14 protein-coding genes are annotated in these 11,865 nt (G+C 73.3%); 6 read left to right on the top strand and 8 right to left on the bottom strand.

Annotated elements, in window-relative coordinates:
* Positions 1 to 326: 326 nt before the first annotated feature.
* Positions 327 to 986, bottom strand: a complete 660-nt coding sequence (locus IF47_RS0108125; RefSeq protein ID WP_031507645.1) for an HAD-IA family hydrolase — start codon at positions 984 to 986, stop codon at positions 327 to 329.
* An 82-nt stretch (positions 987 to 1,068) separates the two neighbouring features.
* Between IF47_RS0108125 and IF47_RS0108120 the strand changes: the two genes are divergently transcribed.
* Complete coding sequence (locus IF47_RS0108120; protein ID WP_031507644.1) at positions 1,069 to 1,440, top strand: hypothetical protein; 372 nt, start codon at positions 1,069 to 1,071, stop codon at positions 1,438 to 1,440.
* Entirely contained in the window at positions 1,433 to 1,909 is a 477-nt protein-coding gene (locus IF47_RS0108115; protein ID WP_051717248.1) for a hypothetical protein, read from the top strand. The genes IF47_RS0108120 and IF47_RS0108115 overlap by 8 nt, the downstream gene beginning before the upstream one ends.
* A gap of 183 nt (positions 1,910 to 2,092) precedes the next feature.
* On the opposite strand, the gene IF47_RS0108110 is transcribed toward IF47_RS0108115, so the two are convergent.
* The 3 genes from IF47_RS0108110 to IF47_RS0108100 form a co-directional block, all read right to left on the bottom strand.
* On the bottom strand, positions 2,093 to 2,608 hold the full coding sequence (locus IF47_RS0108110) for a GNAT family N-acetyltransferase (protein ID WP_037732217.1): 516 nt from the start codon (positions 2,606 to 2,608) through the stop codon (positions 2,093 to 2,095).
* A gap of 87 nt (positions 2,609 to 2,695) precedes the next feature.
* On the bottom strand, positions 2,696 to 3,241 hold the full coding sequence (locus tag IF47_RS0108105; RefSeq protein WP_078591651.1) for a sigma-70 family RNA polymerase sigma factor: 546 nt from the start codon (positions 3,239 to 3,241) through the stop codon (positions 2,696 to 2,698).
* 122 nt (positions 3,242 to 3,363) lie between these two features.
* Complete coding sequence (locus tag IF47_RS0108100) at positions 3,364 to 4,509, bottom strand: glycerophosphodiester phosphodiesterase (RefSeq protein WP_031507640.1); 1,146 nt, start codon at positions 4,507 to 4,509, stop codon at positions 3,364 to 3,366.
* A gap of 244 nt (positions 4,510 to 4,753) precedes the next feature.
* Between IF47_RS0108100 and IF47_RS0108095 the strand changes: the two genes are divergently transcribed.
* Positions 4,754 to 5,434 (top strand): lysophospholipid acyltransferase family protein, encoded by a 681-nt coding sequence (locus tag IF47_RS0108095; RefSeq protein ID WP_031507639.1) that lies wholly within the window; start codon positions 4,754 to 4,756, stop codon positions 5,432 to 5,434.
* A gap of 252 nt (positions 5,435 to 5,686) precedes the next feature.
* Positions 5,687 to 6,445, top strand: coding sequence for a carbonic anhydrase (locus IF47_RS0108090; protein WP_051717247.1), 759 nt, complete (start codon positions 5,687 to 5,689; stop codon positions 6,443 to 6,445).
* Here IF47_RS0108090 and argH read toward each other — a convergent pair.
* The 3 genes from argH to IF47_RS0108075 form a co-directional block, all read right to left on the bottom strand.
* Entirely contained in the window at positions 6,387 to 7,847 is a 1,461-nt protein-coding gene (gene argH / locus IF47_RS0108085) for an argininosuccinate lyase (RefSeq protein WP_051717245.1), read from the bottom strand. The two genes, IF47_RS0108090 and argH, sit on opposite strands and share 59 nt — an antisense overlap.
* Positions 7,848 to 7,988: 141 nt before the next feature.
* Positions 7,989 to 9,185: an argininosuccinate synthase gene (locus tag IF47_RS0108080; RefSeq protein WP_031507636.1), complete on the bottom strand. Its 1,197-nt coding sequence runs from the start codon at positions 9,183 to 9,185 to the stop codon at positions 7,989 to 7,991.
* A gap of 160 nt (positions 9,186 to 9,345) precedes the next feature.
* Positions 9,346 to 9,735 carry a DUF488 domain-containing protein gene (locus tag IF47_RS0108075; protein ID WP_031507635.1) on the bottom strand — a complete coding sequence of 130 codons (390 nt, stop codon included), beginning with the start codon at positions 9,733 to 9,735 and terminating at the stop codon, positions 9,346 to 9,348.
* Between the two features lie 60 nt (positions 9,736 to 9,795).
* Here IF47_RS0108075 and IF47_RS0108070 point away from each other — a divergent pair, with 60 nt between their 5' ends.
* Together IF47_RS0108070 and IF47_RS0108065 are read left to right on the top strand one after the other, a co-directional pair.
* Positions 9,796 to 10,383, top strand: a complete 588-nt coding sequence (locus IF47_RS0108070; RefSeq protein WP_031507634.1) for a pyridoxamine 5'-phosphate oxidase family protein — start codon at positions 9,796 to 9,798, stop codon at positions 10,381 to 10,383.
* A 309-nt stretch (positions 10,384 to 10,692) separates the two neighbouring features.
* Positions 10,693 to 11,241, top strand: coding sequence for a GNAT family N-acetyltransferase (locus IF47_RS0108065; RefSeq protein ID WP_031507633.1), 549 nt, complete (start codon positions 10,693 to 10,695; stop codon positions 11,239 to 11,241).
* 67 nt (positions 11,242 to 11,308) lie between these two features.
* Here the strand turns inward: IF47_RS0108065 and IF47_RS0108060 are convergent, their stop codons facing one another.
* Complete coding sequence (locus IF47_RS0108060) at positions 11,309 to 11,863, bottom strand: arginine repressor (RefSeq protein ID WP_031507632.1); 555 nt, start codon at positions 11,861 to 11,863, stop codon at positions 11,309 to 11,311.
* Positions 11,864 to 11,865 lie beyond the last annotated feature (2 nt).

Raw genomic sequence — 11,865 nt, 5'->3', positions numbered from 1 at the left:
ACGAAAGGGGGCCGGCAGTCCGGGACGACGGGACTGCGGATGAGCGGGGGCCGAGCTCGTCCGTTCCGCGTCGATCGGGACGTGGCCGGGGCTCGGGGCTCGCTTCGGGGCGCGAGGCGGCTCGGGCGGGGGCCCTCAGCGGTCACACATTCGACACATGCGGCGAGCACCGGGCGTCATCGTCGCCTCGGTCGCGGGGGTGCGGTGGCTCGTCGCGGTCATGCGGACGAGTAAACCAGATACCTGGGCGATGCACGTAAAAATGCGGACACCGTGTCCGCATAGTGGACAGCATGGCGGGGCGGACAACAGGGCGGACCGATCGTTCACTCTCCTGCGACGATCTCCAGTCCACCGGCCGTGACCTGCACGGACACCGCCGAGAGGTCCTTGATCACGACATCCGCGTCCAGCTCGTCGGGCCGGTGGGTTGTGGCCAAGGCCACGGTTGTCATGCCTGCGGCGCGACCGGCCGCCACGCCGGCCGGGGCGTCCTCGAAGACCACGCACCGGGCCGGATCGACCCCCAGTTCGGCGGCGGCCAACAGGTAGGGCTCGGGGTCGGGCTTGCCTCGGGTGATGTCCTCGGCCGCGACGACCAGGGGCGCGCTCAGACCGGCCCGGGCCAGCCGGGCCTCGGCCAGCCGGCGGGTCGCGGAGGTGACGACGGCCCAGCGGTCGGCGGGCAGCGCGCCGGTCAGCTCGACCGAGCCGGGCAGCGGCGCCACCCCTCCCCCGTCCGGGCCCGTCACGTCCTCCAGCTCCAGCTCGTCGATGCGCCGCAGCGCCTCGGGCACCCGGTCGGCGGGCAACAGGTCGGCGACGATCTCCGCGGCGGGACGGCCGTGCAGCCCGATCCGGGCGAAGTCCTCGGCGGTGACGCCGTACTCACCCGCCCAGCGGGTCCAGCAGCGGACGACCGAGTCCAGGGACGACAGCAGGGTTCCGTCGTTGTCGAAGAGCGCGGCGGCGGCGAAGATCCTCACCCCGTCAGCCTATGAGGCGATCCGGGAACCGCGGACGGGGGGCCTTTCCGCCCGTGATGTCTCCCCGTAATACAGTCTCGACATGTTCACCCCGCTGACGGTCGCGGTCGCCGTGGCCGCGCTCGCCCTGGCCGCCTGGTGCGGCTTCGCGGCATACCGGGACCAGCCGACCAAGGACTGGCACTTCGCCGGGATGGCCGTGGTGACCGCGCTCGCCCTGGTCCAACTGATCGTCGGGGTCGTGCGGCTCGCGCGCGGCGAACAGCCGGACGGCGGCACGGTGGTCTTCGTCGGCTACCTGCTGGGCGTCGTGGCCTGTGTGCCGGCCGTCGGTTTCATGTCGCTGGCCGAGCGCACCCGCTGGGGCTCGGCGACGGTCGCCGCGGGCGCGGTGGTGATGGCGGTGCTCCAGGTTCGGCTGTACGACGTGTGGGGAGGCGGCGGCCATGTCTGAGACGCCCTCCGGAAAGCCCCCCGAGAAGCCCTCCGGGACGTCCTCGCCGTCCGCCGCGCGGGGCTCCTCCCCAGGGCTCGGGCACGGTCCGGGCCGGCTGCTGCTCACGGTGTACGCGGTCTTCGCCGTCGGCGCCACGTCCCGCTCGGTCTACCAGCTCGCCACCCGCTTCGAGGAGGCGCCGCTGGCCTACGTGCTCTCGGCGATCGCCGCGGTGGTGTACGTGGTGATCACCGTCGCCCTGGCCCGCGGCGGCGAGAGCGCCCGCGGGGTGGCGACGGTCGGCTGCGCGGCGGAACTGTTCGGGGTGCTGACGATCGGCACCTGGACCGTGCTGGATCCGTCGGCCTTCCCGGATTCGACCGTCTGGTCGAACTACGGCCTGGGCTACCTGTTGCTCCCCTTGGTCCTGCCCGTCGTCGGCCTGGTGTGGCTGCGGCGCTCGCGGACGGCCGAGCGGGCCGCGTAGCCGCGGGGCGCCGCTCCCGGGCCACGCCTCTCGCCCACACGGAGCCACCCGACCCACGCACCCCCCGCACACACCCCGCGCGACACGACCACACGCGCTCACGACCGGCGAGTGTGGGGACGCGGGCGCCCTGCCGCGTCCCCACGCTCGCGTTCGCGTTCCGTCCGGCGTCCGCCGTCCCGGTCAGGCGCTGGCGGCGAGGTCCTGTCGGACGACCTCGCGCGCGGCCTCCTTCTCCAGGACGACCGTGTTCAGCCGGGGAGAGACCCGCTCGGTGGAGACGGGGGCGTAACCGAGTCCGCGGTAGAGGCGGAGGTCTCCCCCACCGCGCCGGCCGACGGAGAGCCGGTAGCGCTTGGCGGACCGCTCCTCCGCCAGCTTCTCCTCGATCGCCGTCAGCAGCCGCCTGCCGAGGCCGTGCCGTTGCAGGCGGGGGTGCACGATCAGTTTGGCGATGGTGGCCGTGCCGTCCTCGTCGACGCCGCCGCGCACCGAGCCGACGACCTCCTCGCCGAGCCGGGCCACGAGCACGCAGCCGCGGGCCAGTTCGGCGCGCAGGTCGTCCAGGGACTGGGTGAGCGGTTCGATGCCGTAGTCGCCGTACAGCGCGGCCTCCGACTGGTAGCACAGGTACTGCAGTTTGAGGATCTGCTCGGCGTCGCCGTCCCCCGCCGCAGAGATGGTCACGCTCGTTCCCATGTGCGCACGTCTCCTGATCGTCGCGTCCGGGCCCGCGCGGAGTGAGGGTCGCGCGCCCGAACTGTCTGCCCTGATGACGCCGGTTGTCTACCGCACCCTTCCCCCGGGTCCGGGAGCCGCAACCTCCGCCGGGAGCATTCTGCGCAGGCAATCGATGCATCGGGAACGAACCGGACCGAGACTGCCCTGTGAGATTCCCAACTCGCGGGCGATCTCGGGGTAGGTGGGGTCCCGCCGCGACAGCAGGGCGGTGAGCACCGCCGGGCAGCGGCCGGGCAGTTTCGCGATCGTCTCGCGCAGGACCCGCCGCCGTTCCCGGCCGAGGGCCCGGTTCTCGGCGCTCTCGGTCTCCTCGGCGCCGTCCACGGGCCCGACCGCCGCCGGGTCGTAGGCCACCTCGCGCCGCGCCCGGCGGCGGGCGGCCCGCACCTCGGCCCGTACGGCCGCCCGCAGCCAGTGGTCCGGGCGGGGCGGCGGCCCCTCCGCCCGACCGCGTTCCAGCCACCGCAACCAGACGGCCTGTTCGAGGTCGGCGGGTTCGACGCCGTGGCCCGCCGCCTCCGCGGCGCACTCGGCCTCCAGCAGGGAACGCAGCGGCGGCGGGAGAGGGGGCGGGGAATCGTCCGGCGTCACGGCTGCCGTGACGGTCGGAGCCGGCGGGCCGGTTGCGCGGACGGCCGGTGATCACCCGTCCGGGTGGCTCGCCGCGGGACGGCGCGGCCCCGGCGCCGGAAACCGGCGCCGGGGCCGGGGGTTCAGCCTCGACGGAAGTCCTCGGCTGCCAGCAGCGCCGTGTCCGGGTGGTCGGAGAAGATGCCGTCGATCCCGGTGGCGAAGTACGCCCGCAGGGCGCCGAAGGCGTCTCCGTAGGCGTCGGGGTCGGTGCCGCGGTGGAAGTCGGCGGGCAGGAACCGGTTCTCGTTGCGCTGGGTGTACGGGTGGAGCAACAGGCCGTGGGCGTGGGCGTCGCGCACCAGGGTGGTGGGCTCCCCCAGCCGGCCGTCGGCCGTCCTGGGGACGACCAGATCGAGCGTGGGGCCGATGCCCTGGGCGAAGCCGGAGATCCACTTCAGGCCCTCGGGGGTGATCAGGTCGGCCACGGTGCGCGGGTCGCCGGACTCCACGAAGTCCCAGGGGCGGGAGGAGGCGGAGGAGAGCAGCACCACGCGCGGGGTCTCCACCAGCCTCGCCAGCCGCCGCATGCTGCCCGGCTCGAAGGACTGCAGGAACGTCGGGGAGTTCGCGCGGTGCCGCCCGTGGGCACGCAGCAGCCTCGCCAACGGCTCCTCCAGGCCCAGCCCCAGCTCGCGGAAGTAGGTGGGGTGCTTGGTCTCGACGTGCAGCCAGACCGGACGTCCGCGCCGGCGGCCCTCGCGCTCGGCCCAGCGCAGCACCTCCTCGAAGGTCGGCACCTCCCAACGGCCGTCGTAGAGGGTGTTGTTGGGCCGGGTCTGCGGAATGCGCTCGGTGGCGCGCAGCGTCTTGAGCTCGGCGAGGGTGAAGTCCTCGGTGAACCAGCCGGTCAGCTCCGTGCCGTCCACCGTCTTGGTGGTCCTCCGGTCGGCGAACTCCGGGTGGTCGGCGACGTCCGTGGTGCCGGTGATGTCGTTCTCGTGGCGGCACACCAGCCGGCCGTCCTTGGTGGGGACGAGGTCCTGCTCGATGACGTCCGCCCCCATGTCGAGGGCGAGTTGGTACGCGCCGAGGGTGTGCTCGGGGCGGTGGCCACTGGCGCCCCGGTGGGCGATCACGGTGGGCACCGGCAGCTTCGAGCGCCCCCGGCCCGCGCCGCTCCCGCCGGCGGCCACGGCCGTGGCCGCCGGCCCCAGTGCCGCCGCTCCGGTCCCCAGCACCGCCGCGCCCAGCACCGTCCTGCGCCCCGGCCGCTGCACCTGTCCCATGGACACTCCTCTCCCACGTCCGCTCATGGCTGTCCCGCACCTGACAAGCGACGGAACCCGCGCATGGTAGGCGCGCGCCGCCGTCCGCCGGGAGGCCGCGGGGGGAACATGACGCAAACGGCTGACAAAGCACCCCGACACCGGGTATCCGTCGTTCGAACCCGGCGCACGTTTCGCCCTGGAGCGCGGGTACCGTACTGACTCGCGCGGGTGTGCGCGCTGACCGTCACGACCGGAGGACATGTTGTCCCGCTTCCAGTTCATCAAAGCGCTGCTCGGCCCGCTCCTGCGCGTGCTGTTCCGTCCGCGGGTGGAGGGCGTCGAGCGCATTCCGGGCAGCGGACCGGTGATCCTGGCCGGAAACCACCTCACGTTCATCGACTCGATGATCCTCCCGCTCGTCGTCGACCGGCAGGTCTTCTTCATCGGCAAGGACGAGTACGTCACCGGCAAGAGCCTCAAGGGCCGCCTGATGGCCTGGTTCTTCACCGGCGTCGGCATGATCCCCGTCGACCGCGACGGCGGGCGCGGCGGCGTGGCCGCGCTGATGACCGGCCGCCGGGTGCTGGAGGAGGGCAAGGTCTTCGGCATCTACCCGGAGGGCACCCGCTCCCCCGACGGCCGCCTCTACCGGGGGCGCACCGGCATCGCCCGGCTGACGCTGATGACCGGGGCGCCGGTGGTTCCGTTCGCGATGATCGGCACCGACCGCGTGCAGCCGGGCGGGCGCGGCCTGCCCCGGATCGGTCCGGGCCGCCGGGTCACGGTCCGCTTCGGCGAGCCGCTGGACTTCTCCCGCTACGACGGCATGGACCGCGACCGCTACGTGCTGCGGGCCGTGACGGACGAGGTGATGAGCCACGTGATGCGACTGTCGGGCCAGGAGTACGTGGACGTGTACGCCACCAAGGCCAAGGCGGCCTGACTCCTTCTCCCCGGGTCCCCGGGACGCCCCCCGACGCCCCCCGAGGCCACGGGGCCGGCGTCGCCGGGCGCGTGGCGTCGGCCCGCCCGGCGCTGCGTTCGCGGACGAACGCCCGAGGGGACGCCCGGGGCGCTCACTCGTGCGGGTGACCACGTCTCATCCGGGACGTCCTGATTCACCCCTTCCGGCGGCATGAGCCGGTGCGGTGCGGTCGATGCTCCCCGAGGACCGAAAGCACCAGGGAGGAACGACGTGCCGCGCTCGCCGAGGAATCACCGCTGGACACTGCGCGGGGCCGCGCTCGGCGCCGCCGGGCTGATCGGCGCCGTACCGCGCCAGGGCGGTGCCCCGAAGGGCGGCGACGGTGACGGGGGAGAGCGGATCGCTCCCCGCGCGGCGCTGCGGCTGCTGAGGGAGGGCAACCGTCGGGCCGTCGGGGGCGGTGCCCGGGGCGCGGGGAGAGCGGGAAGGGTCGGGGCCGCCCGCGTCGGACGTCCGCTCGCCACCGTCCTGGCCTGCGTGGACTGCCGGGTGCCGCCGGAGGAGCTGTTCGCTCTGGGGCCGGGCGCGCTGCTGGTGATCCGCACGGCCGCGCACACCCTGGACGCGATGGTCGAGGGCAGCGTCGAGTACGGGCCGGTGGAGTTGGAGGTGCCGCTGGTGGTGGTGCTGGGGCACTCCGGGTGCGAGACGGTGGCCGCGGCGGTTCGGGCACGGACGGAGGGCGCCCGGCCGCCGGCCCACCTCGCCGTGGCGTCGGCCCGGCTGGCGCAGGCCTGCCGGGAGGGCGCGCGGCGGCCGGGCGACGCCGTGGAGAACACCGTCCGCGCGCAGACCGACCGGGTCGTCGCGCGGCTGCGCGACGACCCGGTCCTGCTGCCTCTGCTGCGTCGGGGCGCCCTGGAGGTGGTGGGGGCCCACCACCGGGCGGAGACCGGCGAGGTGGAGTTCCTCAGCGACCTCCCGGAGCGGTCCGCGCCCACTCCCGCTGCCGGGCCAGGTCGTCCTTGACCTCGGCGAGTTGGACGGCGACCGCCGACGGCGCGGTGCCGCCGCGTCCGTCGCGGGAGGCCAGCGCCCCCGCGACGCTCAGCACGGTGCGGACCTCGCCGGTCAGGTGCGGGGAGATCTTCGCGAACTGCTCGTCGGTGAGCTGGTCCAGCTCGATCCCGGCGGCCTCGCAGACCTTGACGCACTCCCCCGCGATCTCGTGCGCCTCGCGGAACGGCACGCCCCGCTTCACCAGCCACTCGGCGACATCGGTGGCCAGGGAGAAGCCGGCCGGGGCCAGCTCCTCCATCCGCTCGCGGTTGACGGTGAGGGTGGCCATCATCCCGGTGAACGCCGGGAGCAGGATCTCCAGTTGGTCGCAGGAGTCGAAGACGGGCTCCTTGTCCTCCTGCAGATCGCGGTTGTACGCCAGCGGCAGCGCCTTGAGGGTGGCCAGCAGGCCGGTGAGGTTGCCGATGAGCCGCCCGGACTTGCCGCGCGCCAGCTCGGCGATGTCCGGATTCTTCTTCTGCGGCATGATCGACGAGCCGGTGGAGAAGGCGTCGTGGAGGGTGACGAAGGAGAACTCCTTGGTGTTCCAGATGATCACCTCCTCCGCGAGCCGGGAGAGGTCGACGCCGATCATCGCGGTGATGAAGGCGAACTCGGCGACGAAGTCGCGGGAGGCGGTGCCGTCGATGGAGTTGGCCGCCGAGCCGCGTTCGAAGCCGAGGTCGGCGGCGACCGCCCGCGGGTCCAGGCCCAGCGAGGAGCCGGCCAGCGCGCCGGACCCGTAGGGCGAGACGGCGGTGCGCTCGTCCCACTGCCGCAGTCGCTCGGCGTCCCGTGAGAAGGCCTGGACGTGGGCGAGGAGGTGGTGGGCGAAGAGCACCGGCTGGGCGTGCTGGAGGTGGGTGCGGCCGGGCATCGCCACGTCCGGGTGCGCCTCGGCGAGGGAGACCAGGGCCTCGTTCAGATCGGCGAGCAGACCGCCGATGATCCGGGCGTGGTCGCGCAGGTACATCCGGAACAGCGTGGCGACCTGGTCATTGCGGGAGCGGCCGGCGCGGAGCTTGCCGCCCAGCTCGGGGCCGAGGCGCTCCAGCAGCCCGCGCTCCAGGGCGGTGTGGACGTCCTCGTCGGCGACGGTGCCGGTGAACGAGCCGTCGGCGACGTCGGCCGCCAGCCGGTCGAGTCCGGCGAGCATCCGCTCCAGCTCGTCGTCGGTGAGCAGCCCGGCCTTGTTCAGCACCCGGGCGTGCGCCCGCGACCCGGCGATGTCGTAGGGGGCCAGCCGCCAGTCGAAGTGGACGGAGGCCGAGAGCTTCGCCAGGGCCTCGGCCGGTCCGTCGGCGAACCGGCCGCCCCACAGGCGTACGTCACCGCCTGCGGAGGGGGCGGGGGTCTGCGGGGCGTTGGTCATCGATGCTCCTCGTGCGCGTGCCGGTGGGTCGTACTGGGGTGCTGGGGTGTGGCTGGTGGGAAGACGCCGTGAGAAGACGCCCGCCTCCCCGCCGCGGGGCGGAGGAAGGCGGGCGGTGCGGCGGCTGCCGTGGAGGGCAGGTTACTGCCCGAGGTCCCGCTTGGCGGCGATCCTGCTGCTCATGCCGAAGATCTCGATGAAACCCTTGGCCATCGACTGGTCGAAGGTGTCGCCGGTGTCGTAGGTGGCCAGGTTGAAGTCGTACAGCGACTCCTGGGAGCGCCGGCCGGTGACGACGGCCCGGCCGCCGTGCAGGGTCATCCGGATGTCGCCGGAGACGTGCTCGTTGGCCTCGGCGACGAACCCGTCCAGGGCCCGCTTGAGCGGGGAGAACCACAGGCCGTCGTAGACCAGTTCGCTCCACCGCTGCTCGACCTGCCGCTTGTAGCGGGCCAGTTCGCGCTCCAGGGTGACGTTCTCCAGTTCCTGGTGGGCGGTGATCAGCGCGATGGCGCCCGGGGCCTCGTAGACCTCGCGGGACTTGATGCCGACGAGTCGGTCCTCGACCATGTCGATCCGGCCGATGCCCTGGGCTCCGGCGCGCTCGTTGAGCTGCTGGATGGCCTGCAGGACGGTGACGGGCCGGCCGTCGACGGCGACGGGGACGCCCTTGTCGAAGGTGATGACCACCTCGTCGGCCTCGCGCGGGGTGGCCGGGTTCTCGGTGTAGTCGTAGACGTCCTCGATCGGCGCGTTCCAGATGTCCTCCAGGAAGCCGGTCTCCACGGCGCGTCCGAAGACGTTCTGGTCGATGGAGTACGGCGACTTCCTGGTGGTCTCGATCGGCAGGCCCTTGCTCTCGGCGAAGGCGATGGCCGCGTCGCGGGTCATGGCGTAGTCCCGCACGGGCGCGATGCAGTTCAGGTCGGGCGCGAGGGAGGCGATGCCCGCCTCGAACCGCACCTGGTCGTTGCCCTTGCCGGTGCAGCCGTGGGCGACGGTGTCGGCGCCGTGCTTCCGCGCAGCGGCCACCAGGTGCTTGACGATGACCGGCCGGGAGAGGGCGGAGACCAGCGGGTAGCGGTCCATGTAGAGCGCGTTGGCCTTGATCGCCGGGAGGCAGTACTCGTCGGCGAACTCGTCCTTGGCGTCGGCGACCTCGGCCTCCACCGCACCGCAGGCGAGCGCGCGCTTGCGGATGACGTCCAGGTCCTCCCCGCCCTGGCCGACGTCCACGGCGACGGCGATGACCTCGGCGCCCGTCTCCTCGGCGATCCAGCCGATGCAGACGGAGGTGTCCAGACCACCGGAGTAGGCGAGTACGACGCGCTCGGTCACGGAGGGCTCCTTACGATGCATACGGCGACTGGCATAAGTATGCACTCCACCGTATGGTTCGTCAAAGGACGGCCTCGCCGGCGCGGGACCGCCGGTCGGCGCGGTGAGCGCGCCGGGGCGGAACGCGGCCCGACCCGTGCCGCTCGGGCGCCGGTCCGGCTCAGCCGGTCGGGTCCGGGGTGTTCCGCAGCACCTCGGCCAGGACCGGGAGGTGGCTGCGGTCCACCTCCCTGGTCGCCGTCAGCAGGGTCAGCGGCGCGTCCCCGGCCAGTTCCCGCAGCCGCTCCACCGCCTCGTGCCGCTCGGGCTCGGCCAGCTCCGCCCGGTAGCGCTCGACGAACTCCGCGTGGCGATCGGAGTCGTGCCCGTACCAGCGGCGCAGTCCGTCCGAGGGGGCGACGTCCTTGACCCACTCGTCCAGCTCGGCCCTCTCCTTCGCCAGACCGCGCGGCCACAGCCGGTCCACCAGCACCCGTTTCCCGTCGTCGGGCGCGGCCTCCTCGTACACCCGGCGCACCCGTACCTCGAAGCGTTCTCCCGTGACTCCCATGACCCCAGCCTGCGTCCGAATCCCCCACCGCGCACGCGCACGCCCGGACATGATGTGGACATGGGAAAGACACACGACCGCATAGAGGGCCGCCTGCGGAAGTTCATCGAGGCACAGCCCGTCTTCTTCACCGCCACCGCGCCCCTGTCCGAGGACGGCACGATCAACCTCTCCCCCAAGGGGCTGACGGGCTCCCTCGCCGTCCTCGACGAGCGCACCGTCGCCTACCTGGACTTCGCCGGCTCCAACGCCGAGACCATCGCCCACCTGCGGGAGAACGGTCGGATCACCCTGATGTGGTGCGCCTTCTCCGGGCCGCCCGACATCGTGCGCGTCCACGGCCGCGGCGAGCCCGTCTTCCGCGACGACCCGCGGTGGAACGAGCTGCTCGCCCACTTCCCCGACATCGACCACAGCCGGCACGGCCTGCGCGCGATCGTCGTCGTCACCGCCGAGCTGATCCGCGACACCTGCGGGTACGCCGTCCCCCTGATGACCTACGAAGGCGACCGTCCGCTCCACGGCTCCCGCTTCGCGCGTGAGACGGACGAGACCCTGGACGCCTACTTCCACAAGAAGGAGCACATCGCCACCAGCATCGACGGCCTCCCCGGCCTACCCCTGCCCCTGCCGCCCACCCCCGCGTGACCATCCGACGGGACTCCCCCGCGCGGCGGGACGGACGGGCGTGGGGAAACCTTCCACCGGACGGCGCGGACGAGCACACGGACGGCGCCGCTCCGGTGCTCACCCGGCTGCCGACGCGCCGTCCGGGGCGGCGCCCGGAGCAGCGCCGTTCGGACCGAGACGTCCGGACCGGGACGGGCACGGCCGTACCCGATGGTGCCGCACGGCGGAGGTGGTTACCGTGACAGCGCACCGATCACCGCACCCCGACCGCGCCCCGGTCGCCACGGCCGCCGACGGCGGTGCCCACCGCGACCCCGAGGAGTCCCCATGCTCAGCACCCCGCTCGGCGACGGGGCGGAACTGCGCCCCCTGGAGCCCTGGCAGGCGGCGGAGTTCGCCGCGCACACCGACCGGGCGCGCGACCACCTCGCCCCCTGGCTGCCGTGGGCGCGCTCCGTCGTCGACACCGAGTCCGCGCGGGCCTTCCTCCAGCGCTACGCCGACAAGCAGGCCGCCGACCAGGGTCGCCTCTACGGCATCCGGCTCGACGGCGCGCTGGTCGGCGGCATGATGTTCCGGCTGTTCGACGCCGAGGGGGGCTCCTGCGAACTGGGGGCCTGGCTCGCCCCCGAGGCGCGGGGACGCGGTCTGGTCACCACCGCCGCCCGTCGCATGATCGACTGGGCGGTCGGCGCCCGCGGCATGCACCGGGTGGAGTGGTTGGTCTCCCCCGAGAACACCCCGAGCATCGCGGTGGCCCAGCGGCTGGGCATGACGCACGAGGGCACCCTGCGTGGCGTGTTCGCCCTGGGCGGGCGGCGTCACGACCTCCAGGTCTGGGCGCTGCTGGCCGAGGAGTGGAAGACCGCGTCCTGAGAGAACGCCGGACGGCGTGCCCCGGAGCCGGCCGGAGAGGCTCCGCCCGATTCCCGTGCCCCGCCGGCTAGTTGGCGTTCCGCTGCGGGGAGTTCCGCTGCGCCAGGCGCAGCAGGTGGTCGGCCAGGGCCTGGCCGCCGGTGGGGTGACGGCTGATCAGCAGCACGGTGTCGTCGCCCGCGATGGTGCCGATGATCTCGTGGACCTCCGCCTGGTCGATGGCCGAGGCGAGGAACTGGGCGGCGCCGGGCGGAGTGCGCAGGACCACGAGGTTGGCCGAGGCCTCGGCGGAGATGAGCAGTTCGCCCGCCAGCCGCGCCATCCGGGCCTCGCTCGCGGACTCCCCCAGCGGGGCCCGGGGGGTGCGGTCGCCGCCCTCGCCGGGCACGGCGTAGATCAGCTCGCCGCCGGTGTTGCGGATCTTCACCGCGCCCAGTTCGTCGAGGTCCCGGCTGAGCGTCGCCTGGGTGACGCTCAGCCCGTCGTCGGCGAGGAGCTTGGCGAGCTGGCTCTGGGAGCGGACCGGCTCACGGCCGAGGATCTCCACGATCCGGCGGTGCCGGGCCGTACGCGTGTGGGGTACGGCCGGTCCCCCGTGGTTGTTCTCCTGCGCCTCGGTCATCG

The sequence above is a fragment of the Streptomyces megasporus genome (assembly GCF_000718985.1).
Lineage (GTDB): Bacteria > Actinomycetota > Actinomycetes > Streptomycetales > Streptomycetaceae > Streptomyces > Streptomyces megasporus.
The sequence above is the reverse complement of the archived record's forward strand: the minus strand, read 5'-3'. Positions and strand labels throughout refer to the sequence as shown.

Bases quoted from the DNA above. Each gene is read 5' to 3' on its own strand.
- IF47_RS0108120 (WP_031507644.1), top strand. From the start codon at position 1,069: ATGTTCACCCCGCTGACGGTCGCGGTCGCCGTGGCCGCGCTCGCCCTG.
- IF47_RS0108115 (WP_051717248.1), top strand. From the start codon at position 1,433: ATGTCTGAGACGCCCTCCGGAAAGCCCCCCGAGAAGCCCTCCGGGACG.
- IF47_RS0108110 (WP_037732217.1), bottom strand. From the start codon at position 2,608: ATGGGAACGAGCGTGACCATCTCTGCGGCGGGGGACGGCGACGCCGAG.
- IF47_RS0108100 (WP_031507640.1), bottom strand. From the start codon at position 4,509: ATGGGACAGGTGCAGCGGCCGGGGCGCAGGACGGTGCTGGGCGCGGCG.
- argH (WP_051717245.1), bottom strand. From the start codon at position 7,847: ATGACCAACGCCCCGCAGACCCCCGCCCCCTCCGCAGGCGGTGACGTA.
- IF47_RS0108075 (WP_031507635.1), bottom strand. From the start codon at position 9,735: ATGGGAGTCACGGGAGAACGCTTCGAGGTACGGGTGCGCCGGGTGTAC.
- IF47_RS0108070 (WP_031507634.1), top strand. From the start codon at position 9,796: ATGGGAAAGACACACGACCGCATAGAGGGCCGCCTGCGGAAGTTCATC.
- IF47_RS0108065 (WP_031507633.1), top strand. From the start codon at position 10,693: ATGCTCAGCACCCCGCTCGGCGACGGGGCGGAACTGCGCCCCCTGGAG.
- IF47_RS0108060 (WP_031507632.1), bottom strand. From the start codon at position 11,863: ATGACCGAGGCGCAGGAGAACAACCACGGGGGACCGGCCGTACCCCAC.